General features: G+C 51.2%; 26 protein-coding genes. 7 read left to right on the forward strand and 19 right to left on the reverse strand.

Features of this window, described 5'->3' with window-relative positions:
* Positions 1 to 320: 320 nt before the first annotated feature.
* The 4 genes from ACSFXJ_RS21755 to yyaC all read right to left on the reverse strand — a co-directional run bounded on the left by ACSFXJ_RS21755 (position 321) and on the right by yyaC (position 3848).
* Complete coding sequence (locus tag ACSFXJ_RS21755) at positions 321 to 1553, reverse strand: class I SAM-dependent methyltransferase (protein WP_435922424.1); 1233 nt, start codon at positions 1551 to 1553, stop codon at positions 321 to 323.
* Between the two features lie 44 nt (positions 1554 to 1597).
* The gene (locus tag ACSFXJ_RS21760) at positions 1598 to 2248 is read right to left on the reverse strand and encodes a DUF6483 family protein (RefSeq protein ID WP_435922425.1); all 651 of its coding nucleotides are present in this window, start codon (positions 2246 to 2248) and stop codon (positions 1598 to 1600) included.
* A 155-nt stretch (positions 2249 to 2403) separates the two neighbouring features.
* Complete coding sequence (locus tag ACSFXJ_RS21765; RefSeq protein ID WP_435922426.1) at positions 2404 to 3204, reverse strand: alpha/beta fold hydrolase; 801 nt, start codon at positions 3202 to 3204, stop codon at positions 2404 to 2406.
* A 113-nt stretch (positions 3205 to 3317) separates the two neighbouring features.
* Complete coding sequence (yyaC, locus tag ACSFXJ_RS21770) at positions 3318 to 3848, reverse strand: spore protease YyaC (protein WP_435922427.1); 531 nt, start codon at positions 3846 to 3848, stop codon at positions 3318 to 3320.
* Positions 3849 to 3986: 138 nt separating this feature from the next.
* Here yyaC and ACSFXJ_RS21775 point away from each other — a divergent pair, with 138 nt between their 5' ends.
* The 4 genes from ACSFXJ_RS21775 to ACSFXJ_RS21790 all read left to right on the forward strand — a co-directional run bounded on the left by ACSFXJ_RS21775 (position 3987) and on the right by ACSFXJ_RS21790 (position 5461).
* Positions 3987 to 4211 carry a DUF1128 domain-containing protein gene (locus ACSFXJ_RS21775; protein WP_435922428.1) on the forward strand — a complete coding sequence of 75 codons (225 nt, stop codon included), beginning with the start codon at positions 3987 to 3989 and terminating at the stop codon, positions 4209 to 4211.
* Positions 4212 to 4297: 86 nt separating this feature from the next.
* Positions 4298 to 4747: a YtxH domain-containing protein gene (locus ACSFXJ_RS21780; RefSeq protein WP_435922429.1), complete on the forward strand. Its 450-nt coding sequence runs from the start codon at positions 4298 to 4300 to the stop codon at positions 4745 to 4747.
* A gap of 124 nt (positions 4748 to 4871) precedes the next feature.
* The gene (locus ACSFXJ_RS21785; protein ID WP_435922430.1) at positions 4872 to 5189 is read left to right on the forward strand and encodes a DUF5665 domain-containing protein; all 318 of its coding nucleotides are present in this window, start codon (positions 4872 to 4874) and stop codon (positions 5187 to 5189) included.
* A gap of 47 nt (positions 5190 to 5236) precedes the next feature.
* Complete coding sequence (locus ACSFXJ_RS21790) at positions 5237 to 5461, forward strand: hypothetical protein (RefSeq protein WP_435922431.1); 225 nt, start codon at positions 5237 to 5239, stop codon at positions 5459 to 5461.
* Between the two features lie 83 nt (positions 5462 to 5544).
* On the opposite strand, the gene ACSFXJ_RS21795 is transcribed toward ACSFXJ_RS21790, so the two are convergent.
* The 11 genes from ACSFXJ_RS21795 to ACSFXJ_RS21845 all read right to left on the reverse strand — a co-directional run bounded on the left by ACSFXJ_RS21795 (position 5545) and on the right by ACSFXJ_RS21845 (position 17389).
* The gene (locus ACSFXJ_RS21795; protein ID WP_435925832.1) at positions 5545 to 6501 is read right to left on the reverse strand and encodes a magnesium transporter CorA family protein; all 957 of its coding nucleotides are present in this window, start codon (positions 6499 to 6501) and stop codon (positions 5545 to 5547) included.
* 66 nt (positions 6502 to 6567) lie between these two features.
* Positions 6568 to 7344, reverse strand: a complete 777-nt coding sequence (locus ACSFXJ_RS21800) for a sigma-70 family RNA polymerase sigma factor (protein WP_435922432.1) — start codon at positions 7342 to 7344, stop codon at positions 6568 to 6570.
* Positions 7341 to 7793 (reverse strand): anti-sigma B factor RsbW, encoded by a 453-nt coding sequence (rsbW, locus tag ACSFXJ_RS21805; protein ID WP_435922433.1) that lies wholly within the window; start codon positions 7791 to 7793, stop codon positions 7341 to 7343. The genes ACSFXJ_RS21800 and rsbW overlap by 4 nt, the downstream gene beginning before the upstream one ends.
* A gap of 17 nt (positions 7794 to 7810) precedes the next feature.
* Positions 7811 to 8149, reverse strand: a complete 339-nt coding sequence (locus ACSFXJ_RS21810) for an STAS domain-containing protein (protein ID WP_435922434.1) — start codon at positions 8147 to 8149, stop codon at positions 7811 to 7813.
* Positions 8150 to 8213: 64 nt separating this feature from the next.
* A complete protein-coding gene (locus ACSFXJ_RS21815; protein ID WP_435922435.1) occupies positions 8214 to 9866 on the reverse strand; it encodes a response regulator in 1653 nt (550 codons plus the stop codon).
* A gap of 18 nt (positions 9867 to 9884) precedes the next feature.
* Complete coding sequence (locus tag ACSFXJ_RS21820) at positions 9885 to 10760, reverse strand: CheR family methyltransferase (RefSeq protein WP_435922436.1); 876 nt, start codon at positions 10758 to 10760, stop codon at positions 9885 to 9887.
* A gap of 88 nt (positions 10761 to 10848) precedes the next feature.
* Positions 10849 to 14511: a response regulator gene (locus tag ACSFXJ_RS21825; RefSeq protein ID WP_435922437.1), complete on the reverse strand. Its 3663-nt coding sequence runs from the start codon at positions 14509 to 14511 to the stop codon at positions 10849 to 10851.
* Positions 14508 to 15677, reverse strand: a complete 1170-nt coding sequence (locus ACSFXJ_RS21830; protein WP_435922438.1) for a PP2C family protein-serine/threonine phosphatase — start codon at positions 15675 to 15677, stop codon at positions 14508 to 14510. The genes ACSFXJ_RS21825 and ACSFXJ_RS21830 overlap by 4 nt, the downstream gene beginning before the upstream one ends.
* A gap of 229 nt (positions 15678 to 15906) precedes the next feature.
* Positions 15907 to 16248, reverse strand: a complete 342-nt coding sequence (locus ACSFXJ_RS21835; RefSeq protein ID WP_435922439.1) for a general stress protein — start codon at positions 16246 to 16248, stop codon at positions 15907 to 15909.
* 81 nt (positions 16249 to 16329) lie between these two features.
* Positions 16330 to 16836 (reverse strand): hypothetical protein, encoded by a 507-nt coding sequence (locus ACSFXJ_RS21840; protein ID WP_435922440.1) that lies wholly within the window; start codon positions 16834 to 16836, stop codon positions 16330 to 16332.
* A 52-nt stretch (positions 16837 to 16888) separates the two neighbouring features.
* A complete protein-coding gene (locus tag ACSFXJ_RS21845; protein ID WP_435922441.1) occupies positions 16889 to 17389 on the reverse strand; it encodes a DUF948 domain-containing protein in 501 nt (166 codons plus the stop codon).
* A 229-nt stretch (positions 17390 to 17618) separates the two neighbouring features.
* On the opposite strand from ACSFXJ_RS21845, the gene ACSFXJ_RS21850 reads away from it, so the two are divergent.
* Positions 17619 to 17783: a DUF1328 domain-containing protein gene (locus ACSFXJ_RS21850; RefSeq protein WP_435922442.1), complete on the forward strand. Its 165-nt coding sequence runs from the start codon at positions 17619 to 17621 to the stop codon at positions 17781 to 17783.
* Positions 17784 to 17867: 84 nt separating this feature from the next.
* On the opposite strand, the gene ACSFXJ_RS21855 is transcribed toward ACSFXJ_RS21850, so the two are convergent.
* A complete protein-coding gene (locus ACSFXJ_RS21855) occupies positions 17868 to 18452 on the reverse strand; it encodes a hypothetical protein (protein ID WP_435922443.1) in 585 nt (194 codons plus the stop codon).
* Between the two features lie 123 nt (positions 18453 to 18575).
* Here ACSFXJ_RS21855 and ACSFXJ_RS21860 point away from each other — a divergent pair, with 123 nt between their 5' ends.
* Positions 18576 to 18902: a hypothetical protein gene (locus ACSFXJ_RS21860; protein ID WP_435922444.1), complete on the forward strand. Its 327-nt coding sequence runs from the start codon at positions 18576 to 18578 to the stop codon at positions 18900 to 18902.
* Positions 18903 to 18986: 84 nt separating this feature from the next.
* On the opposite strand, the gene ACSFXJ_RS21865 is transcribed toward ACSFXJ_RS21860, so the two are convergent.
* Together ACSFXJ_RS21865 and ACSFXJ_RS21870 are read right to left on the reverse strand one after the other, a co-directional pair.
* Positions 18987 to 20027: an SH3 domain-containing protein gene (locus tag ACSFXJ_RS21865; RefSeq protein WP_435922445.1), complete on the reverse strand. Its 1041-nt coding sequence runs from the start codon at positions 20025 to 20027 to the stop codon at positions 18987 to 18989.
* A 222-nt stretch (positions 20028 to 20249) separates the two neighbouring features.
* Positions 20250 to 21152 (reverse strand): cation diffusion facilitator family transporter, encoded by a 903-nt coding sequence (locus tag ACSFXJ_RS21870; RefSeq protein WP_435922446.1) that lies wholly within the window; start codon positions 21150 to 21152, stop codon positions 20250 to 20252.
* A 220-nt stretch (positions 21153 to 21372) separates the two neighbouring features.
* Here ACSFXJ_RS21870 and ACSFXJ_RS21875 point away from each other — a divergent pair, with 220 nt between their 5' ends.
* Positions 21373 to 21567 carry a hypothetical protein gene (locus tag ACSFXJ_RS21875; RefSeq protein WP_435922447.1) on the forward strand — a complete coding sequence of 65 codons (195 nt, stop codon included), beginning with the start codon at positions 21373 to 21375 and terminating at the stop codon, positions 21565 to 21567.
* A gap of 88 nt (positions 21568 to 21655) precedes the next feature.
* On the opposite strand, the gene ACSFXJ_RS21880 is transcribed toward ACSFXJ_RS21875, so the two are convergent.
* A complete protein-coding gene (locus ACSFXJ_RS21880) occupies positions 21656 to 25309 on the reverse strand; it encodes a glycosyl hydrolase family 18 protein (RefSeq protein ID WP_435922448.1) in 3654 nt (1217 codons plus the stop codon).
* Between the last annotated feature and the right edge of the window lie 105 nt (positions 25310 to 25414).

Genomic DNA, 25414 nt, shown 5'->3' on the forward strand with positions numbered 1-25414 from the left:
TATATCCCTTATTTCACCGAAAAGTGATGAAACGCCATCATTATTCGCCTTGTAAACCGAAATAACGACTAACATGTCCCCTATTTTTTAATCCGGTCTATAATTCACGATAATAAGGCCCCTTTTGGGCTCTATTTTTCGCATTTAACGTAAAAAGGCCAACACCTCAAGTGTTGACCTCTTCCTGCCGATTCAAACGATACAAAGCCGCTTCACGCCGCCGAACCTTCCAAAATGCTGTTGTTGCTTCTCCCGCCAGACCTGCACGGTTACTCCGTCTTCTTCCCTCGTCTAACCGCCTCGCTTGTTTCTCGGCATTCTTACAACCGGCATGAATGGCTAACCGGCTCTTCCTCGCCGGAAGCCTGAACGCTCTTCGCTCCGGCTCCCGCCGGAAGCAGATCCCGGCACGCCCGTTCCAGATACGGGGCGGCATGAAGAAAATCGCGGAACTCCGTATACTCCTTCCACAGCTTGTCCCGCTCGCCGCTTTTGCCTTTCACCGCGCGGATCAATATATTTTTCGGCGTATGCTCCATGTCGATGAACTCCAGCAGCTGCGTCTTGTATCCCATGATGTCGAGCAATTTGGCCCGGATCGCATCGGTCGCGAGCGCGGAGAAGCGCTCTTTCAGGATGCCGTGGGATAGCAGCGGTTCCAGCACCGGGCTTGAAACCTGGTTAAACAGCTCATGCTGGCAGCACGGTACCGACAAAATGACGGACGCGTTCCAACGGACGGCCTTTTCCAACGCGGCATCGGTCGCCGTATCGCAAGCATGCAAGGTAACGACCATGTCGACGGCGCTCAATTCGTCATAGTCCGCGATATCCCCGACAAGGAACCGCAGATTGCGATAATTCAGCTTATTCGCCAGCGCTCCGCAGTGTTCGATGACGTCCGCCTTCAGGTCGAGCCCGACAACATTCAGCTCTCTTTGCATTTCCACCGACAAATAGTGATACAGCGCGAACGTCAAATACGACTTGCCGCAGCCGAAATCCACGATCGTAAGCGGACGGTCCGCAGGCAAATGAGGCAGCACATCCTGGACCATTTCAAGGAAGCGGTTGATCTGCCGGAACTTGTCGTACTTTTTGGCCAGCACCTTTCCTTCCGCGTTCATAATCCCGAGTTCCACCAGAAACGCGGCAGGCTTGCCCTCTTCCAGAATGTACTGTTTGCTGCGGTTATGCGCGAGAACGGCCGCAGGCTTCTTGGTCGGCGATTTCGTCAAGATCGAGACTTTATACTTCTTGCTGATCAATACTTGATAATCCGCTTCGGCAGTACATAGAAGCCCCTGCCTGAACGTCTCCTCGAACAGCCGCATCACGGATTCCTCAAGCAGGGAGGCCGGAACATTCTCATGAGTCACCTTGTTGCTGTAATGGTAGGTGAACTGATAGTGCAGACTCCCCTTTAAAAGAACCGGTTTGATGACGGTTTTGGTGTAACCGTCTTTATCGGCTTTGCGCCGTTGGCTTAACGTAGCGGATATCAGTCCCCCTTGCTCCGAAATCTGCCGGGCGAGCTTGCGTAATTCCTCCATCTATCTGACACTCTCTTTCAACTGTAAGTATTGTAGTTTACTTTCTATTTTTCGGAGCCTAACCAAGCCTCAAGCCCTTCCTTGACTTCTTCAACCGGAAGTCCGCCCCGGGCAAGCCGCTCTGGCTCCAGTGCAAGCAACCGTTCATAAAAGCGGGCGCCATCCTCCAATCCTGCCGCACCTCTGTTGCGAAGACGGTACAGGATGTTCTCCGCCTGGTCATAGTTTCCTTCGCTTTCCTCATAACGCAGCAGCAGCCACTCGGTCTCGTCGGGAAGCTTGTACTCCCTTACCCCGTGAAGCAGCTCCCGGATTTCCCGGTCGGCGTTCCATAAATTCTTATCGGCTCCGTATTCGACAGCGGCCAAATATAAATGCAATGCCTTCATTTGACGGAAGATCCCTTCATCGTACCGGCCCGATGCCGAAAGAAGCTCTCCTTCCTCTTTTAACAAACGGGCGAGGCTTTGCAGCTTATCCGCCTCCACGACTCCGCCCGACCGCATCATTTCCACGATATCCTTTGCCGAAAGGGAGCCGATAAGCGCTCCGTTCAGCCGAAACTGTTTCTTGTAGAGCTCGTCCAGCTCCCACAGTGCCTCCGTCCATTTCCTCTGCTGCTTCAGATTCAGCACGGTGCCGATGACCTCGGTCATTTCTTCGATCATCCGCACCAAATAGTCCTTTCTCAGCATTCGGCACCATCCTTCGGTAATCATTTAAGAACAAATTGTAAGCCATTTTTGCCTACTTTGCCAGTTTTGCCAAAAGGAGATGCCTTCCGATCCCATCAAAAAAACCGGAGTTCCGCCGAACTCCGGTTCAATCATCTCTTGCGATGGCCGTTGCCTTATTCCGCGCCTTCGCCGATACTGCGCATAAAATCTCCGATGACCGCGACAAGCTGATCCGGAGCTTCATACATGCTCATATGTCCGGCTCCCTTGATGACGGCCTTGGTTACATTTTGTCCTTCCGTAGTAAACGTCCGCTGAAGCGGGATCACCGCATCATTCTCGCCGGCTACAAGAAGAACGGGCAGTACGGAAGCCGACAGCACGTCCCTGCGGTCGACCCGCTCACGCATCGCCAACGCGGCTCCCGACGCGCCTTGCGGAGGCGTCTTGTATCCGATCTCCTTGGCACGGTTCACTTCGTCCGCAAGGCTGTCCCTCAAATCCGGAGCGAACAATCCGGGCACCAATCCGTCCACGAAGGCGGTAATGCCTTGGCTGCCGATCGTCGAAACGGCTTGAAGCCGTTTCTCCTTCGCTTCGTCGCTGTCCGGATACGCCGTGGAGTGGATCAGACCGAAGCCGTTCAGACGTTCCGCATAACGCTGAGCCAAAGATAAAGCGACGTAGCCACCCATAGAATGACCGAGCAGCGTATATTTGCCGACGCCCAAGCTTTCAAGAAGCGCAGCCACATCATCCGCCATTTGCTCTATCGTATAAGCGCCCAGCGGAGCGTCGGACGCCCCGTGCCCCCGCAGGTCCGGGGCAATGACGCGATATGATTCGGAGAGAAGCGGAATCACCTTTTCCCAATAGGCGGAGCTTCCGCAAAACCCGTGCAGCAGCACGAGCGTTTCCCCCTGCCCCTGTTCTTCATAAGCCATCGCGAATCCGCCGACCGTTACTTTATCCATAGATCTTCCCTCTTTCCCTTGTCTATTTCTATCTTGGCTGAATTATTAAAAATGAAATGAAGTGCTTTCGTCTAATTCTACTAGGTACCTTATCTGCTTATTAATCATTTTCATCATATTCTGAAACCCGAGACGATAGAGGCGGCCAAGACGTCCGCCATTTGCATGACGCGGTATAGCGAAGTCATTTGAAGCGTCCAATACGGTTTAGGGCCGTTGATGTTCACGACCGCGGCTACGCTGTAATGACCGGCGGCGGGAAGCGTTCCGCCCACCGATTGTCCCGGATAGAGCGGCTGGCCGGATACAAGATAACACCCCACGGAGGATGGGTTGCCAAGGCAGGCATCTATCGCCACGATCACATGATCCCCGGGGATGGCGGACATTCTCGCCTCCAGGTTGGACGCGTCACAGGGAGATGCGAGCGTTCCTACGACTTCCTTAAAGCCGTACTCTTCAAGACGGGAGCCGACAAGCGGACCCAGCGCATCGCCGGTCGAACGGTCGGTACCGATGCACAAAAAGGTGAATTCCCGCTTCGGGTGCCTGGCCCGGATTTCACGAAAAAAATCGGCGAGTTCGTCTTCTGCCAACTTTTTCCGGTTGAGGCCCGAGTCAGGGAGTACGCTGCTTTCTTCCACTACAAAGCCACCTCCTTTACTTCTTTCAGGTAACCTGATTGTACCAGAGCCTCCATTCCTCCGCAAAATGAGTGTGATTTCCTCCCCGCCGACATGGTACAATGACCAGGATACATATTCAGAAAGGGTGGGTAAAACATGGATTTGACCGTAAAAAGTCAGGAAAATGTGGAATATATGATCGAAGCCATCAAAACGAAGCTGAAAATGGCGACCGGAGCGGCGATGAACGCTTCCGCCTTTCATGTGGACCGATATGAGGATATTCTTGATATCTACGATCTCGTGATGAGCAAGGAACGGCTTAGCATTTCCGAAGTCGAGGCGTTGGCCCAGGAACTCGGCAAGCTGCGGAGCAAATAGAGAGCCTGCTTCATTGTTTCAGCCTCTTCCGTACCGTTTATATAGACCATAGAACCTGAATCCGAAAAATAAAGGAGGAAGCGACCATGAATAAAGCGGAAACGGAATATCCGGCACAAAGCGGCGGGACATTTACGAAGGGCCTTGTCATCGGAGCTCTGCTGGGTGCGGCCGCAGCATTGTTATATGCTCCGAAAGCGGGACGGGAGCTTCGAAGCGACCTGTCGGATAAAATAAGCGTTGCTACAGATAAATCCAAAGAGCTGGCGTCCGTCGCCTGCGAGAAGGGTTCCGACTTGGCGAAGACCCTCGCATCCAAAACGACGGAACTGGCAAAAACCGTGGGCAACAGCGCAAGCAACATCATGACCAGCGTCAAGGAAGCTTCGGCGGACGTATCCGAGGATATCAAGGACGAAGCGAAAAATGTAGTTAACGAGGCGGGTAAGACCTCGGATAACGTGAAGGATGAGATGAAGCAAGCATCTGACGAAGTGAAACGCGAATCCGGATCTTATCAAACCCCTTCGCTGTAATCGGAGCAGTCTTCTTTCGAAAATCGCCGGCTCGCGCAGCTGGCGATTTCGTTTTTCACCGCATTGTCTTTTTAGGTAAATGTTCAAAAAGTCAGGTTTTCAGCACTTTAAGGGAGGAGACGACATGGCCAGCATAAACCCTTATGACACGAAAGAGCATCCTTTTGAACTCAGGCATGAAGTCAAACGGCTGAACGGAAGGCTGGACTCGATTGCGGATATGCTTGAAAAATCCGACTTCAAAGACATTCTGGAAAATTACACGGATCCGAAGAGGCGGCTTCTGACCAATTTCACGGCCGGTTTGGCCCGCGGGCTGGGGCTCACCGTCGGCACGTTCGTGGTCCTCGGTTTACTCGGCTGGATCCTTAGCCTGTTTGTGGATCTCCCGATGATCGGCGATTATATCAAAAACCTTCAGAATTACATCAATTCTCAATAATCGTGGCACACTGTTTACCAATTCATGAAAATTGGAGGTCATGACCGATGAACCATGACAAGCCTGAAGCGGAGCAGCAGGAGTATGTAGAAAAGCAGATCCAAGACGCCAACAATGGGGAATATCCCGAGCACAAGGACATTTCCCGTGCGGAGAACGGATCCATGGTGAACGACATGGAGGATTTGAAACAGCTCGGCGAAGACATGGATGAAATGAAGACGAATAGCGAGGATCTTGAGGAAGGTTTGATTTCGGATCCAAAGCAGTAATCATGGCGTCCTACCGAAAACAAGAGCATCCGTCATGTTACGCGACTTCCGGTGGATGCTCTTGATCCATTTCGCCATTTCTATTACAGGTTCGTATCTTCCTTTCCCACTTCCAGCAAATCTCCCGTCCATCCCTTCGCCTTGATCCAGATATAAAATCCGATCGTCGAAATCAACGTCAGTCCGGTAATCAGCAAAAAGCCGGCAAATCCAAGTTTGACCCAAGGAAGGAAATCAAAGTTCATCCCCCAGATTGCTCCGATCACCGTTGCGGGAGTAAAGACGGCGGTCATAATCGTCAACGTTTTCATAATATCGTTGCCGCGGAATGCCGAAACGGCATCATCGATGGAAATTAAGGTGTCGATTTCTTTCTCGTAATGGGTCAGCAATTCGCCCATCCGCTCCGCGCGGTACACAAATCGTTTAAACGGCACGCTCTCATCCATTTCTTCCAAATAGGCTTCCCGGGCAGCCGTAACCAGCTCCAGAAAAGGAATAAACAAATTGGACCAGTAAACAAGCTCAAAACGCGCGTTCAAAATTTGATCCATCAAGTGCTTTCGGTTCCGTTTCTTCATGATCTCTTCCACCCGGCGTAAATTCCGCTCAAAGTGATCCATCCCGGTATGAAAATAATGCAGAATGGTTCGAGTCAACACGAACAAACCGTCGATCGGTCTCCGGCACGATCTCAACATTTCCATATGGTCCTGATGATTCAGAACGTCCCTTGTATTCGCGTCAAGATTGATCGTAACGAGACGTGTCGTTGTGATCAGAAAATGCATGATCGCGCAATCTTTCGCCCCTTCCTTGATTTCCTTCTGAACCGAATAAAGCAGGGAGCCGAATATAAGCGGCTCCCTGCCGTCCGGAAATCTTACGGACAAGTAACTGGCCTCGGCGTCCGGCAACATGTCGAGCCAGTCCGCAGCAGAAGGATGATCTTCAGCCAATTGCCGCATTTCCGGCCCGTCCCAATCTCCGATCTCGAAATCCGTCCAGGTCCATTCCGGATCGCTCCGCTCAACCCGCATCGTTCTCAAGTTGTTCACGGGACAGGCACCTCCATTTCATGCTCAAGCTATCCTTCCTTCGATTCATCAAGTAACCGAGTTGGAGTTGGACATAATCTGTTTCAGCTTCTCGGTTGCGCGCTTCTGGATCCGGGATACGCTCATCTGGGATACCCCCAGCTTTTGGGCGATTGCGCGCTGGGATTGCCCTTCCTGAAAGGCGAGCAACAAGACTTGCTGCTCTTGTTCCTTGAGCTGGCTCAAAGCCTGCTGCAAATCCATCCTTTTTTCGACGGTATCATAGTCATCGGCCTCCGAGCTGATCAATTCGCCGAGCGTAGCCGCGCTTTCCTCCTGCGACAAAGGAGAATCGAGGGACACGTAATGATAGCATTCCCTTCCCGCAAGCACCTCGACCGTCTCTTCGACCGACAGCTCAAGATAGTCCGCAATCTCCTTTACATCGGGCGAACGTTCCAGCTTGACGGTCAATTCGTCGATCGCCTGTTGTACTAGCGCGCCTTTTTCCTTAATTCTTCTAGGCACCTGGATATACCAGGACTTGTCCCGCAAAAAATTCTTCATATGACCGATCATGCTTTTCATCGCATAGGGTTCGAACGGGATTCCCATTTCGATATCGTACTGCTGCAGCAGACGGATTAGCGCCATTTGTCCTACCTGGTATAAATCCTCGTACAGGTCGGGGCGGTTGCGCGCGATTTTTCCGGCCGCCATTTTAACCATCGGCTCGTATTTCTGTATCAGGACGGTGGCAATTTCGTTGTCCTTGGTTTGTTGATATTCCCAGATCAGGCTGGTGGATTCATTCATCGACTCGGGGGGAGTCATTTTATCCGTCATACCTTCTCCTCGCTCTTCGCCAGACGGCGAGTCATTACCACCTTTGTTCCTTTGCCGGCTTCGTTCTCGACATGCACGTCATCCATAAGCGCCTGCATGAGATAGAAGCCAAGCCCGCCGATTTGGGCTTCATTCAATTCCTTATCGTGCAGTGCCTGGCGTTCGCCGGCCGCCCCCCACGATTCAAAGCTCTCCCCTTCGTCTTTGACCGTAATGGACAAAACGTCGCCGATGATCTCGAAGATGACTTCCATCATCCCGTTGGTTTCCTTGTAGGCATACAAAACCGAGTTGTTACAGGCTTCCGATACAGCCACTTTCATATCTTCAATATCTTCATAGGTAAATCCCATTTTGGAAGCAATCCCATAAAGATTTAACCTGACAATATCGACATACTCCGCATCGGCCGGCAAACTGATTACTACTTTCTGAACCTCGTCAATCATATTACTCTTTCCTTTCCTTATTGGGGATTCTCCTGTGGGGCAAAAAACTTTGCGATACCGGTCATTTCAAACAGCTTTTGAATTTGCTCGGGCACTTCCTTTACGGAGAAAGACGCTTGCATTCCGTGCCTTGTCTTCAGAATCGAAAGCAAAATCCCGATTCCCGTACTATCGATGTATTTCAAGTCTCTCAAATCGATCACCAGGTCCTGTTTCTCATTGAGCGCGAGCGGCTCCATCACCTGGCGGAAATCAGGAGCAACGGACAAGTCCAACTCACCGCGTAAATAGACTGTGCAAGTCCCGTTCTCCACTTGCGACGTAGCTGTAAACTTCTCATTTTTATTCGTATTCATAGACATTCTCTCCTGAAATATGTTTTCTTTATAAATAACCCGACAAAGGGGAGGTTGAATCAAATCAGTGAACTGAAGTTTTTGTCATAAGACCGGCTCCGTATTTGGATAAAATAGATTTCACCGACTCCAGCTTCAGCGGTTTGCTGATATAATCATCCATCCCCGCCTGCTGGCACTTCGTCCGGATTCCCTCCATCACATTGGCGGTCATCGCAATGATTCTAGGCCGTTTGCCGGCGCTCAGGCCTTCGCGAATCCGCCGGGTTGCTTCCAGCCCGTCCATTAACGGCATCTGCAGGTCCATAAAAATATAGTCATAATCATGTGCAAGAGCCATTTCCACAGCCTGGCTCCCATGCTCCGCTACCGACGTCTCCATCCCCAGCTTGCGGAGCATGCTGATCATCAGGCGCTGATTAACGGGGTGATCGTCGACCACAAGGGCGCGTTCCGTTTGTCCGGTATTCTCCGACAATAGCAGCTCTTGACTCGGGCATACCAACTCCCCGCTGCTATCCTCATATGATTTGGCGCAAATCGTGAAAACAAAAGTCGCCCCCTTTTCATCAAGGGGCTCCACGCGGATCGATCCCCCCATCATTTGAACCAGCGTTTGGCAAATCGCTAGTCCCAGGCCTGTCCCGCCATACTTTCGGGTCATCGACGAATCCAGCTGGGAGAAAGGCTTAAACAGCCGGTCCATTTTCTCGGGAGCGATGCCGATCCCCGTATCCTTAACCGTAAATTCCAATATATATTTTCCGACCTCATCCGCTTCCTTGCTGGTCACGACAAGATAAATGCCGCCTTGGTCGGTGAATTTCATCGAATTCGCAATTAGATTGATAAGCACTTGACGTAGCCGGCCCATATCGCCATACAATACGGCCGGAATATTCTCATCGATAAAAGATACAAGCTCAAGGCCCTTTTTGCCGGCGTCGAGCGAAAATAAACTGATGACTTCCTGGATCGTGGCACGCAATTCAAACGGGCTTTCCTCCAGTTCCATTTTGCCGGACTCCATTTTCGTGAAATCCAAAATATCGTTAATGATCGTCACCAGGGTATCTGCACTGCCGCGAATAATCTCCGCATACTCTTGCTGCTCTCCCTGCAGCTCCGTTTCCAGAAGCAGGTCGATCATGCCGATGACCCCGTTCATCGGAGTCCGGATTTCGTGGCTCATCATCGCCAAAAATTCCGTCTTGGCTTTTGCCGCAATTTCCGCTGCCTCTTTGGCCTTGACGAGTTCCTCGTTGATCCGCTCGAGCTCAAGCGTTTTTTGATGCAGCAGCATGCTTTGGGTTTTCAGTCGCTTGTTGGTCAGATACATGTCCACGAAGCCTTCGATTTTCGACCTTAAAATTTGCGGAATGAACGGCTTTACCATGTAATCGATCGCCCCGGCGGAATATCCCGCAAACAAGTGCTCCGCTTCTTTGCTGTTTGCGGAGATGAAAATGATCGGAATATCCTTGGTTTTATCCCGGGCTTTGATCAGCTTGGCGGTCTCGATTCCGTCGAGCCCGGGCATCTGAACATCCAGTACGATAACGGCAAAGTCTTCCTTCAATAAATATCTAAGCGCTTCTTCCCCCGAAGTCGCCTTGACCAGATTATATTGTTCACTTTCAAGCACCGCTTCCAAGGCCATCAGGTTCTCGGGACGGTCATCTACCAGCAAGATATGAATCGGTTCCTGGGCGTTCATCGAATCCTCCCGCATCCTTCATTTGATCTTACGATAAATCTTTTCCACCCGGTCCAAAGACTCATAGCAATCGGAATAATCCGTAAAATGTATCGACTCCTTGGCCCCCAGCACCAGTACGCCGAAATGGCTCAGGCTTCCGTGAAACAGGGAGTGAACCCGGTTTCGCAGCGTATCGTCGAAATAGATCATGACATTCCGGCAAAATATAACATTGAATTCATTAAACGATTGATCCGTCGCCAGATTATGCTCGGCGAAGATCATATTTTTACGCAAAAACGGCTGGAAGATCACGGAATTGTATTTCGCTGTATAATACTCGGAAAATGATCGGGTCCCCCCCGCTTCCTGGTAGTTTTTCGTATACAACTTCATTTTTTGTATTCCGAAGACTCCTTCTTTCGCCTGTTGAAGCGATTTTCCGTTCATATCGGTAGCGTAAATTCTTGATTTCTCATAGAGACCCTCCTCATGCAGCAGGATCGCCATGGAGTAAACTTCCTCGCCGGTTGAGCAGCCCGCATGCCAGATGCGAATATACGGATATGTTCTCAGAATGGGAACCACCTTCTCGCGGAAAGTCCGGAACAAAGACGGGTCCCGGAACATTTCCGTTACGGGAATCGAAATGCTGTATACCAGGCGCTCGAAGCAATCCCGGTCATGGAGCACCTTCTCTTGAAGCCCTGAAATGGACTTCACTTGTTCGGCGTGCACCTGGTTCCATATACGCCTCCGTAAGGAAGGCAGAGCATAATTGCGGAAGTCGTATCCGTACAACCGGTGAACTCCTTCAAGCAGCAGCTCGATCTCAAGCAGTTCACGCTCGCTTTCATCCGGCTGGTTGTACGCATCTATATCCGGTAAATCCGTATAATCGCTAGGTGTCATAAGTTCAGTTCAACTCCGATAAGATCATCTAAAAAAGCATTGCATTCGCCAACCCGGAGGGTTAATTATTTATACCCGTTCTTTCGGTTTACGAATACAACCAAACCCGCATTAATGACAGCAATTGCTCCGTCTGGATCGGTTTCTTCACATAATCGGATGCGCCTGCCTCGATACATTTCGAACGGTCGTCCTTCATCGCCTTGGCCGTCAGCGCGATAATCGGCAGTTTGGCGTATTCCGGCATTTGCCGGATCCGGCGCATCGCTTCGTAACCGTCCATTTCCGGCATCATCATATCCATCAAAACCATGTCGAAATCGCCATGCTCCTTCAGATATTCGATAGCCTCTCTTCCGTTCTCGGCATAAACCACGCTCATGCGGTAACCTTCCAAAACGCTGGACAAGGCGAACACATTTCTTACATCATCGTCAACGAGCAAAATCTTTTTGCCTTCGAACAGTTCTTCCTTATTATGAAGCTTTTGCAAAATCCGCCGTTTGTCTTCCGGCAAATCCGCCTCGACGCGGTGAAGGAAGAGCGTCGTTTCATCCAGCAGACGTTCCGGAGACTTCACATCCTTGATGATGATCGACTCGGCGTACTTCCGGAGCCGCATTTCCTCCTGCTTATCGAGGTCCTTGCCTGTATAAATAATGATCGGTAAATCGTTCAGTTCCTCATCATCCCGGATTTGATCCAGAAGATCGAAGCCGGTAATGTCGCTGAGCATCAAATCCAGCACCATGCAGTCATAATGGTGCTTGCGCAGTTCCTGAAGCGCCTCGGCGCCGGTGGAAACCGCGGTAATCACGACGTCGTCGTGACCGATCAGCTCGATGATCGAATTCCGCTGGACATCGTCATCTTCCGCCACGAGGAGGTGCTTGAGCGTCTTTTCCGTGAATGATTCGATTTGGGAGAACGCGCGCTCCAGGTGTTCCCTGCTCGAAGGCTTGCGAAGGAAGGCGATCGCCCCCATCATCAGTCCCTGTTTTGCCTCTTCCACGACGGAAATGACATGTACCGGGATATGCCGCGTTTTCGCATCGCTCTTCAATTCATTCAGGATCGTCCAACCATCCATAACCGGAAGCTGAATGTCCAGGATAATCGCATCAGGAATATACTCTCTTGCGAGCTGCAAGCCGATATCGCCTTGTACCGCGACCAATGTTTTGAAGTCATGGTTCCGGGACATCTCCAGCAGGATTTTCGCGAATTGAACATCATCCTCGATGATCAGCATGACCTTGTCATCCGGGCCGAGATTGGCCCGGTCATCCTCGATCGGATTCGGTTGCAAAACGGGCTCTTCCGCGGGATTCGCATACCCGCCCCTCGTAAAATACGGAGCCGGCGAAGCTTTTGTCACCGCCGCTTCCTGGTCGGCCACGAACAGGCCGAAAGGTGCGTGCTTCGGCAAATACAAGGTAAAGGTGCTGCCCTGTCCTTCCACGGAACTGACGTCGATCACGCCGCCAAGCAATTTCGACAATCCCTGGCTGATGGACAAGCCCAGCCCGGTTCCGCCGTACTTCCGGCTCGTCGTCCCGTCCACCTGTTGGAACGCTTCGAAAATAATATCCATTTTGTCTGCCGGAATGCCTATACCCGTATCCTTTACGGCGAATTCCAAATATTCTTCGGAAGGGTCGAGCCCTCGCGGTAAACGAGCCGGCGAAGCTTCTCCGATGGTCAGCGACACCTCGCCCTGATTCGTAAACTTGAAGGCGTTGGACAGCAGGTTTCGCAAAATTTGTTTGACCCGGTGGCCGTCCGTCATAATATCTTCCGGCAGCGATTCGTCAAGCTCGATTCGCAGGCCGATATTTTTGCTTTGGGCAACCGGACCGAAATTTTGTTCCACAAACCGGCCAAGCTCATCCAGCTTGACATGCTCCCGGTTAATTTCCATTTTTCCGGCATCCACTTTGGATAAATCGAGAATTTCATCGATCATTTTCAGCAAATCCGCGCCGGACATATGAATCGTTTGCGCATATTCAATCTGTTTCGGAGTCAGATTGCTTTCCTTGTTCTCGTAAAGCAGTTGCGACAAGATCAGCAAGCTGTTAAGCGGCGTGCGCAACTCATGAGACATATTCGCCAAAAATTCGGACTTATATTTGCTGGTGACCGCAAGCTCCGCCGCATGGCGTTCCAGCTCGCTTTTGGTTTTCTCAATCTCGATGTTCTTTTCTTCCACTTCCTGAACCTGTTCTTCCAAGGCCCGGGTTTTGGCGATCAGTTCGGTATTAAAGTGTTCCAATTCCTCCTGCTGCCTTTGCAGCAGCTCTTCGGAACGCTTGAGCGCGGCGGTTTGCTTTTCCATGCTTTCGTTGGATCTCCGTAATTCCTCCTGCTGCGTCTGGAGCTCTTCGGATTGTACCTGAAGTTCTTCGGTCAATGCCTGGGATTCCCGCAGGAGCTCTTCTACCCGAAGGCGGCGGTTAATATTGTTCAGGATCATGCCAAGGCTCGCGGCGAGCTCCGACATCAATTCCTCCTGAAGAGGCGTGAACGGATCGAAGCTTGCGAATTCGAGCACGCCCAGCAATTCGTCTTCAAAGGAAACCGGATAAATTTCGATATGCCCCGGCGTGGATTGTCCGAGAGCGGAGCGCACCGAAATATAATCGACCGGCGCCTCGCGCAGGGTAATCGGCTTTTTGTCCATCGCAGCCTGCCCGATCAGCCCCTCGCCGATTCTGAACGTTTCCGGAGTCTTCAGCATGCCGTTGCCGGCATAGCTTCCCGCGAGGTAAAGGAGATCCGGGTTTTGCTCCTCTTTACGGATATACATCGCACCGTACATCGCTCCAAGCACGGGCGTAAACTCGCTGATAAACTTCTGAGAGATTTCCTCCAGGGAATGGATTCCCCGCAGCAGTTCGGTAGTTTGGGCCAAATTGGATGCGACCCAGGACTGGTTTTTCTGCTGCTGCAAATATTGCTTCTCGGCTTCCTGCTTCTCCTGGAGGTCTTCGGCCAGCTCTTTAAAGACGGATGCCACCTCTCCGATCTCGTCCTTGGTCTGTACGGGAATCGAACGGATCCCTTCGAGATCGCCTTTACCGAACCGGCTCATCATCGCGTTGACCGTGTTCAGTCCCTTGGAGATGCTCGGAAGAACCCACAGCACGATTCCCAACCCGAGAACCAGCCCGGCCGTCATAATCAGGATCGTCAATTGAATGGAACGGTCGTAAGCTTCGCTCGCACCGGCCACGGTTTCCTCGATTTCGGTATTATAATAATCCCGCATTTCGTTGAGATTGTTGAGCAGCGCATCCTGCACGGCTTGACCTGTCGAAAGCCTGTAATCGTTAGCGGTTGCGAAATCCCCGGCATTGATCAGCTCCAAAGCCCGGTTATAATAGTTCTTAAACTCATAGATCGCACTATCCGTAACGCTCAGCATCCGTTTTTCCTCGGCTGTCACCGCTTTGCTTTTAATCAGCTCATAATAGTTTTCCGCCGATTCGTTAAGAGCGCTCAGATGCGCCTGCTGGGAAGCCGTATAATCGGCATCCTGTTTCTGCAGCATGTTGGTTACTATGCGGGCGATATCGTTATAATCTCCCCGCATGCCGGTCGCGTTTTTGATGATGAAATATTTATTCGCGGATATGTTATCCAGCTCATCTTTCATCAGCTTGAGCCGGTCGTAACTTGTCACCGTCAAAACCAGAAGGATTAACAGCAATGCGCTGAATCCGATCATAAGCTTGTTTCGGATTTTCATTTAGCGCCGTCCTCCCCTTTCAATGTAATCCATACCAGGCATCTGTCATCTTCCCGCTCTTGGGGCACTCCTTCGTCGAACAACAGACGCTCCATTTCATCCTTACGGAAATCATGATCTCCCGCCAGTTGGCGTTCCAACCAGTAAAGCTGCTCTTCCTGGGTTCCTTCCACCGCTTCCGTCAACCCGTCCGTATAAAGAACGAGGTGGCCGCTTCCTTCATAATTAATCGTCTGTACGGAAGCCTCGATTTTGTCGAACAGCCCGACCGGAGGACAAACCGAATTCAATCTGACCGGATCGCTCGTCCCTTGATAAAAAAGCGCAGGGGGGTGGCCCGCATTCACGTAATCGATTTTCCGGTAACGCGTGTCCACAACCAGATATATCGCGGTGAAATAATACTGGACCAACTGGCTGTCGATATACAACTGATTGAATCTCCGGTTTAATTCCTGGATCACTTTTTCGGGTTCGACATAGGTGCTGACGGTATCTTTCATGACGGAGGCGATAAACATGCAGAATAACGATGATGAGATGCCATGACCCATCATATCGAGGAGAATGATTCCGTACCTTCCCTCACCGAGCGGGTACCAGGAGTATAAGTCGCCCGCCAATTCATAGGAAGGCTTATATATGGCGTCAATTTCAAAAAGAGGATCCCGGATCGGAGAACTGAGCACGGCATTTTGAATCAACGCGGCGAGCTTCAATTCTTCCTGAATTCGCTGATCGCGCTCTTTGTGCCAGTCTTTCTCCTGCTTTAAGCGTAAAGCAAGACGGATCCTGGCCATAAGCTCCACCTTGTTGATCGGCTTCGTCACATAGTCAACCGCGCCTGCGTCCAGAGCTTCCGCAAGCTTCTTGGAATCCCCCACCGCCGTAACCATGATGATCGGGATATCCTTTAAATTTTCATACTGTTGAATATGCCGGCATGCTTCGATTCCGTCCATTTCAGGCATCATCATATCCAGCAAAACCAGATCGATGTCGGACACCGCCGATTCCGCGGCCTTCCCTGACGCATCGATTCCCAGCCTCTCAAACATTTGGTGCGCGGACGATACCGCAACGGTGTCACGATAATCTTCCTTTTTTAATATTTCCCGAATGATGATGATATTGGTCGGATTGTCGTCAACGATTAGAATTCTCATAAAACTCTCCTTAACCTCGTGAAATATGGCGAAATCCTTCTTTTAATATAGGATAACATTTTTTGTGCGTAGTTCACCGTCAAAAAATGACAAAATACCGGGTGATCAGTCAAGTTTTGCAATCGTTTCAAAAACATAGATAAGGAATGGGAGTCTTTGTCCCATTCCTTATCTATGTTTGAATGTACCCCGGATCATTCAATTGTCCAAGAGCGCCCAAAAGTCCGCATCAAGGCGTTCTTCGCGCGATAATCAATACTCTTCCGAGATCCAGCTCCTTTTCATAGAAAGCGGCCTCGGTTTCCGTAAAACCGAAAGAAACGATCTTCGCCCGAAGTTCATCGCCGCGCGATCTGAACAAGTTGGCGATCGCCGTAAAGAGACCTTCTTCCTTGATTCCGACCTCATGCGCATCCGCCGCTTCCGCGATCCGCCCGCTCCGGTCCTGATCGTGGGCCAAGACAAATATATTTTCAGCGGTATATCCGGCAGCATGAAGCTCATTTACGGCTTCAACGGCCTGAACCCCGTTTTGGACGATTTTGGCATAAGCTTTGTTATTCGTTTCCATGACACCGCCTCCTTGCCTCGTATTTATTACCCCGGTTCTCGGGGATTGAAACTTTTTAAATATAAAAGCTTATGGATTAATTTACGATACCGCGTCATCGAATAAATCCACTCCGGTAATTTGACCCGTACCCGGATCCTTATATACCTTCAATGCGGCGGATCCCCGAATATATACATCGCCGTCTTCAGCGATAAAATCCGGTTCGCCTACATATTTTGCAAGGCCGGTTTCTTCAAGCGGAACCGCAATTCCATTAAGCGTGACTTGCTTTATAGGCGGGTCCATATGCACGTAATAAACCAAATCTTCATAAATTCCCACCGTTAATTTTCCGTAATGAAGCTCGGTATAACCGGTATACCGATCTTTTTCGATAGCCTGAGGTTCGCCCTTTTTCGACAAAACCCGTTCCATATCGTCTTCCAGCGAGATTCCGCCCAGCGTGTCGAAAGTTTCGAGTCTTTCGACCGGAGCGAGCCAAAGAGCCGGTTGGAATGCGGACTGCAAAGGCAGTCCGTAAGTATCCTGGATCCCGACGGCAAAGGGATTTGTCAGTCCCAACAGCAACAGCAGCGTGTTTATCATCCGTTATCCCGCCTTTCCGATGATCCCTGCTCCCCGGCTCACCCGCTTGTCGTTAGGAGCGGTATTTCTGCCAGACGCCTGCGGCAATATCCACCCATTTCACCCATCCGGGGGACGGTTTATGCGAAGAGGCATCCCCGTCATGAACGGAAGCGAAGGTTTGTCCTCCTTCTTGCGGGTGAACGACCGCTTTTGGCGCCTGTACACCGGACGGCTTATTGCTTTTCGGAGCTTTAATCCGGTCGATCAGCGCCGTCGAAACCTGCTTGGCCGCAAGGGTAACCTCATTCAGCACATCTCCCACATTTTTAACCGTTTCCAGGGCCGGATCAATTTGTTCCATTTTATGCTGCAGGTCCCCCGTAATCCCGTTGACCTGTCTGACCACATTTTTCACCTCATAGCTTAGTTCATCGATCGTTTTCTGAACTTCTTGAAGCGTCTGGGTCGTTTTGTCCAGCGATTTTTCGGCAGCTTTCAAGGTTTTGATCAGAAAAACGACGAGTACCGCAAATGCCACGGCAATGAGTGCCACGCTCAATTCCCAAATCATACCGCTTCCCTCTCTTTCTGTACGGTTTACTTCGATATCTCATTCGATATCTCATAGTTACCCTAAGCAATTAGACCCGAAACAATGGCGATGGCCGCCCCGGCCACGGACGAAAAAGCCTTTGTTTCAAGCCAAAAGGCCCGGGTTAATGAAACCTACAAGCGACACCGCTCGCTGGGCTCCTCAATAACACTATACAATAATTAATTATGAAGGGAAGATGATCGCCATGTTAAAATGGTCTCTGATTTTTCTCGTCGTGGCTTTGATCGCCGGGATTTTCGGATTTTTCAATATTGTGGCGGCCGCGGCATCGATCGCAAAAGTACTGTTCTTCATTTTTCTCGTCCTGTTTGTCATCTCGCTCTTTACGGGCAGAAGACGATCATTATAAACAATCCATCTAAGACCAACGGACGAAATGATGGAACTGTCATAAAAAAGAACCCCGCATGAAGCGGGGTTCTTTTTTTGTGCCCTACTTTATAAAGTTTCGCAAATAATCGGAAATTCCCGATAAATGGATGGCCAGCTTTGCTTTGATCTCGTTTCCCGAAAACTGCATCCCTTCCACTTTCACCATATCCGGCAAAGCGCTGCCGAGATCAATGTCGATCGGTTCCAAGCCGAAACGTTCGGGAGGGAGTCGAATCCCGCGTACGGACATCGATTCGGGAGTCAGCGAGAGCCTCTCCGTTTCCGGAACAAATTCCATAATATATCCTACTTGTACTGCTGCTTCTATCGCTCCCCAGGAGACATTCAAATCGGCTTCGAGACGATTTCCGTCCAAATTGAAATTCGCCCCTTTAATCTCCACGGGTAATTCGTGTTCGGCAATACGTTCGCTTAATCCTTTTTTGGCCAATTGATTGAACTCTTGCTCGTTTATCGTTAATTCCGGATTTTCGTTCCGGATCATCTCGCGAACCTTCGCTCCCCAATCGATCTCGGTGTAGTCCAAGTCCAGACGCTCGGAAGGCCTGATATATAGCACTGCGGCGGTTACCAGTACGACCAGCAGCAGGAGGACAAATCCGAGGGCCAGCCTGCGTTTTCCCATCCACCCGTCACTCCTCTCAAATCATTTGTCAAGTATTTTTTGCAAAAAATGATTCTGGGCTTGCTTGACTGTTTATTAGATGTATACGAACACATTCTAATACTTTACAGGGAGGAAATAAACATGAAGAAAATTGCAGCTCTTTCCGCGTCCGTAGTGCTTGCCGCCGCATTCGCCACCGCCGCTTCGGCGGATCCCGTGACCGATCCGGTAGCTCCGGTCGTCGAGGAACCGATCGTCGAGGCCAGTGATGTCATCATTGCTCCAAACCCGATCGGACTGACTGAAATCACTTATTTTTATGACGGCCCGAACGGTAAAACACTAAGCGCGTTAGCCCCACAGGACGTTCATCCGACCGGACAAATCCTCGACAGCTGGGTAGAAATTTACACTTGGCTCGGAAAAGCATGGATTTATCTGCCGGGATATGTACCTACTTATCCATAATACACGCTGTTAAAACAAAATCGCTCCGCGGAAGATAACGAATTATTTTCCGCGGAGCGATTCGTTTCTGTGACGGGTGACCGTTTATTTCAAAACGCTTCCGCCATAAAGAAACCGGTGTACCCAGGAGCCGTCGAGCTTATCGACATGAACCCCGCCCGAGCTGTTGGAGTAAGTGTGCAACAATTCTCCTCCGCCAAGATAAATAGCGACATGGGTAATGCGCTCGTTATTCGGGTCTTTGCCTGCGTAAGCCGAAGCCGACGATCCTTTATAGCTCATAAAAAAGACCAGATCCCCCCGCTTCAGTTTCGCGATGTCGTAAACGGCCGTACCGTTGTTGCGAATATACGTCCCTTGCTGACGCGAATCCGGAGGCAAGACGATCCCAAGCGCATCTTTGTAAGCCTGGCGCGTGAAGTCGGAGCAATCGAACGTCGCTGTCGTACTGCGGCTCGAACCGTATTCATACGGTGTGCCGAGGTATTTCTTCCCGGCCTGAATCACCTTCTCCACCTTCGCCTGGAGAGATGCCGGCAATTCCGGAGCGGGAGCGGGCGATGTGTTGACCGGTCCGCCGGATGAAGGCACACTACCGTTAATCTCCAAATATTTGGATGATGTGCTGACGTAACCCGTTTTTCCGTTTTCGGTTACAACTTTATAAAAGGAAGAGTTGCTCTTTTCCAAAATCGTGAGTTTGGTCCCCTTCGAGAGCATGCCGAGCACTTTTCCGGAAGTGGACGGCTGTGTTCTGAGATTGACGCCATACTTGACGACCGCCGAAGTTCCCTGGCCTTGTCCGCCGTTTGCAACGGAAGTCCCTGCGCCAACGCTTAAGTATTGCGGCGAAGCACTGATATATCCGGTAACTCCTTCGGGAGTTTTTATTTTATAGAAATAATCGTTTGTCCGCTCAATAACCGTTACATCCGATCCCTTTTTTACATAACCAATAACGCTGCCGGATAGCGACGGCTTGTTGCGTAAATTCACCGTGCTTTCGATATGCCCGGAAACCGAGCTTTGTGAAGACGAGGCGGCTGCCGCCGTTTGTCCTTGCAGCGAAGTATAAGAAGTAAGTAGAATTGCACTCATTGCGATGATGGCCATGCTTCGTTTCATGATGGTACCTCCTGGTTGTCGATCTTGGTGTCAGTGGTGATTTTTGTTGCGTTCCTCCTTTCTCTGGACTTGTTCCCATTATAGCCCATGTCGAAGTTTGTCTAAATCCGTCGATCCTCACATTAAGCCATCCTTCTCGTACCATTTGCCTATGTACCTCTCTATGCAAAAAAAGGCCTATTTTCCTATGCAGGAAAATGGCCCTTACGTAAACTAACCGGCTTACAGTTCATCCGCCTTCGGTTCCACATGTACATGAACGTGCATGACATTCCGGATCTTTCGCATTTGTTCTTCTACCCTGTCGCTGATATGATGACTCTCGATTACGGACAATTGCGGATCGACCTCGATGACGACATCCACGAGCACATGATTGCCGTGAACCCGCGCTTTTAAGTCCTTAATTCCTTCAACGCCGTGGATCCTCGCAATCGTTCCCCGCAGATCCTTGAGCTCGTTCTCATCGAAGCCGTCGGTCAGATTGTGCGTGGAATCCCGAAAAATTTCCCAGGCCGTCTTGCAGATCAACAAGCCGACCGCTATCGCCGCAACGCCGTCAAGCCAGGGAATGCCGAACTGCGCGCCGATGATGCCTACCGCGGCTCCCACACTGACCAAAGCATCGGACAAATTATCTTTGGCTGCCGCCATCAGGGCCTGGTTATTGATCTGCTTGGCCAATTTCCGGTTGTACCAATACACGCCGCCCATGGCGACCGCGCAAATCAACGCCACGCCGGCGGATAAAATATCGGGCTCGGCATGATGCCCCGCAAAAAGCGAACGGACCGCGCCGATAATGACCTGGATCCCTACCATCGCCATAATGAATGAGGCAACAAGCGCCGCTATCGTCTCCGCCCGGAAATGACCATATGCGTGATCCGAATCCGGCGGTTTTTGCGAAATTTTAAGCCCGATCAAAACGGCGACCGAAGCCACGATATCCGTGAGATTGTTGAACCCGTCCGCCAAAAGCGCGCTGGAAGCAAAGATGTACCCGCTGATCAGCTTGAAAGCCGACAGCAGCAAATATGCCGCAATGCTGACCCAGGCTCCACGCTCTCCCTTTCGTATATCGTCATAAATATCCAACAGCCGCACCTCCAGAATCTCACCCATACGTAATATGTAGTTTCAAAGTCGTTACATCATCGTAGCAAATCCAAACCGTGTGAGTCCAGAGAAACAGTGTTGCACCAGGCAAAAGTGATTCAGGCTCATTATTCCCGTTGTACGTTCATTTAAAAACGATTAAAATGGGGGCATGCCCCCTTTACCTGTAAGCGCATGTTCGAATGACGACGGCTTTTGAACTGCCTATAATAAGGAGATGATATCGATGACGGAACAAAATGAAAAAGAACCGCGCAAAATTGACCTGGCCGAAGCGATGCGCCAGAAGCTGCAGCAAAAGAAAGAACAACAGCGGAACGCAAATAAGCCGGGCTCGCCGGCGAATCTGCAAACCAAAGCTCTAAAAAGCCAGAACAACAAAAAACCGAATAACCAACGCCGGCGCACCGGAGGATCATAGGAGTCACATCGGCCGGCGAACAAACATCCCTCCCGCGGGAACGTCTGCTTTGAATCGCGCAGCCCGTTCCCCAGGAGGGATGTTTTTGTTAGTCTGCCAATCCCAGTCCCCGAAGCATCCTCATGACGGTGACCACCGCTTGCGCTTTCGTCGCATCGGACAGAGGGTCGAGCCGTGAAGCGGAAACCCCGTTCATAATCCGCTTATCGATCATTTGCGCCAAGGATGGTTTGGCGTACGCCGCAACTTGGACGTGATCCTTATATTTCTCAAGCAGGCGAACATCCGCGCTGCTATCCCCGCCGGCGATTTTCATCGCCTTGTTCAGGATGACCGCCATTTCCTGACGCGTCACCAGACCGTCCGGGTCAAACGTATCCTTTGTTCGACCCTGAATGATCCCGAGGCTGGCAGCCGCTTCAATCTCCAGTGCATACTTCGAGCTGCCGTCCACGTCTTTGAAGGCCCTGAGCTCCGTTGCCGGGTCAAGCCCCAATCCCCTAACGATCATGGATACGAATTCGGCCCGGGTTACCTTACGATTAACCCCAAGTTCGCCGTTGCCCGCTCCGTCTATTATGCCTTTCGCCGCGGCGACCTTAACGTCCTTTTGCGCCCAGGCTGGACTCGAATCTCCATCACTCACGCTTGATCGGATGACGGTATAAATACTGTTACCGGTTCTTTTCAATTCCGCTTTCACCGTTCCGTCTTCGCCTACCGTAAATAGGGTCGGAACGTGCCGAACCGTTCGGGTTCCGGAATGATAGACGACCCCCGATACCAGATCGGTATCCGTCTCCGTCTTGCCAAGGTTGAACAACCTGCTTACATACACTTGGCCGAAATCGTTCACTTCCTTGGCCGCTTTCGCCGAATCCGTCACCTCGATCTTGAATTCAAGCGGAGGCACCAATACTTTGCCGCCTTTATTCTCCGCGGCTTTGACGATCAGATCGACGGTTTCCTTGCCGGGCTCCGAAATCGAGATGATGACTTCGGCTGCGTCGCTGCCAAGCTTCAACGCTCCGGCAGGAATACGATATTCCACCCGGTTCGTCACAATGGACAGTTCCGCGCCTTCGCCTTTGGCCGCGATCGCCTTGACGATTTCGGCCGATAGGATGACTTTTAGACTGCTAAAATCGCCGTCGATCACGATTTCGATTTTGCCGTGAGCCGAGCCTTGAATCGCTTTAAGACTTGCCACGGTGTCCAGCTTGGCAATCGTCATCTCCCCTTCCTTCGTGACCGAAGGCTTCAACCGGAGGGCATCCCCCGAATTTGCCGGCGGGGCCGGAGTTGCCGGTGCCGGGTTCGATGGCGAAGGGTTCGATGGCGAAGGCGTTGACGGAGATGGGTTCGTCGGGCTCGACACCTTCCCGGTTCGGGCACTGACAGCCGTGCTGAAATCGGATACCATCGTCGCTTGGCCCTCTTCATTTTTTTGAACCGCGAGCAATTGAATCTGATAGGCCGTGTCGGCGGCCAATCCCTTCACCGTAAACCGGGGTTCCGCCGTATATCCCGAAAATACATGATCGACGAACACCTCGTAACCGGTGGCTTCCGGTACCGGGTCCCATATCAGCCCGATGCTGCTCGCGGTTTGGGAACTTACCGCCGCATTCGCGGGTGCCGCCAGTCTGTCCGCATTCGGTTGTCCATGGGCCGGCAAATCGCGTTCCAGTTGGTTCGAGAGCGTTAACGTACGGTCCCCGTGCAGCTCCCAGCTCATGATTCCGCCAAGATCCAGCGATCTTACGAGGGACGCGGTGTATACCATGCTTTCCCGGTCATTGTAGGTGATAAAATCTCCGGTTTCTTCGTTGTATAGGTAAGGTACTTTGGAATACTCGTTCCAGTACCGCTTGAAGCCGTTTTTATCCACATAGTTTTTTTCCAGGTCCTGATAATCAAACGTGTAATTTTCCCATGTACCGAAAATACCTCCCCCTAGATCGCGTCCCTGGCTCGTGCCGTACTGACCGCCATCGGTCACATTGAGCCAGCCTTTTCCGTAAAACGGAACCCCGAGGTTCAATTTGTATCCCGGTATTCCCGCGTTCAAATTGGACCGGAGCGAACCCTGCACATTGTTGCGGGCGGCGCTGGCTTCCGGATGGTTCGGATCTTGGAACAGCGGGGAGTTGTGATGGGCAAGAGGATCCCAAGCGCCGCTGTAATCGTAAGTCATCACGCTGACGAAATCGAGGTACCGGACGGAATTCGCCAGGTCCGCATTTTCGATAAAATCGTCGGACTCCTTCGATGCGATCGTCAAAAGATAGTACCTTCCGTCCTTCGCCCCCGCGGTGTCCAGCGCTTCCCGGACGGCCTTCATCAGCAGGCCGAAGTTATGCTTGTCGTCGGGACTGTTCGAGTTGCCTTCCTCTCCTCCGGCGACGGGGTACTCCCAGTCGATGTCGATACCGTCCAGACCGAATTCCCGGATAAACTCGACGACCGAGTTGGCAAAGGCAAGCCGGGTCTGCTCGGTGGCCGCCATATTGGAGAAATTGTCGGACCAGCTCCAGCCGCCCACGGAAAGAATCAGCTTCAGCCCCGGATGATCGGCCTTGACTCTTCGGAAAGCTTCAAAATTTATTAAATCGGCTTCCGTATCCCCAAGCACGATTTCACCGTTAAATTTGTATTCTTCGTGAAGAGGGATACCCGGCTTTTGACAATCCGCGCCTTTGGATGTTTTTCCGTTCCAGCAAAGATCGGCAAAAGCATATTGGATGTGGGTGATTTTACCGGGATCAATATCCTCGGGCTTGTAGTTTCGGCCGTCCGCCGACCGGGACCAGGAAGTATAGTAAGATACGATATTATAATCGGCTCCGGGCACCACGGTCAGGCTTTCGCTCGCCGGGGAATCGTCCCAGGCGCCGTTTTTGGCGATGACCGTGAAGGTATAAGGCTTCCCTTCCGTCAGCCCCTCCGCGACGAACCGGTTAGAGTCGCTGCTTCCGAGAAATGTCCCGTCTTGGAAAATATCATAGCCGGTCGCACCGTCCACCCGGGACCATCCGAGCGAGACTGCGGATCTCGTGGCGGATACGGCCTGAAGATCCCGGGGCGCCTCGAGTTCCCCCCATTTCAATTGGATCACATGGCTGTCCGCGGAGACATTCGGCGACGCGCCGGGGTCAAAAGTCCGGATCAGAATGTCGTAAACGGCCCCCGTTACCGTTTCTTCTTCGGGTATCTCAAATTTGAAAGTATTGGAGCCGTCCCAAATATCCTGTTTCCACGCCCCGTTGACGTAAGCGGCAAACGCGGGCGCTTCAGGACCGGACCAGTTCACGGTCACCGACGAATACGTTACCTCGGTCACCGTAACATGGTGCGGGGGCGTCAAAGGCGGTTTTGGCAGTTGGTCCGGGTCGTACGCCGGGGTCGTGAATTCGATGACATTGCTTTTCAGCGAACGATTGTTGAGGTCCGTGAGATAAATCCGGTATGTCGTCTCCGGTTTGACCCCCAGGTCGGGGTTCCAGATGTTGAGGTATCCCCCGTTAATACTTCCGTTTTCATCCCATACATGAACTTCCGGGGAACCCTCCCACGATAACTTGACGCTGTTGAATTGCAAGGAGCCCTCGATGATGTTCAAATTTCTTGGTCCTTCTTCGGCCGCGGCCGCAGAGGAAAGACGGGCATTGGCATAAAGACCGAAAACCATTGCGATGCTGACGATGATGGCCATGGAATGCTTGATTTTTTGCATAAACATGATTGAAACGTCATCCTCTCCTCTTTTTTATCCACAAATTTGAAAACGCTTCCACCAAAAGGCCGCCTTCCTCCTTTCGTTTGGGAATAAATAGATTTGTCAGGC

Origin of the sequence: Paenibacillus salivarius, assembly GCF_051307165.1 — a bacterium.
In the GTDB taxonomy this organism is placed as follows: Bacteria; Bacillota; Bacilli; order Paenibacillales; family Paenibacillaceae; genus Fontibacillus.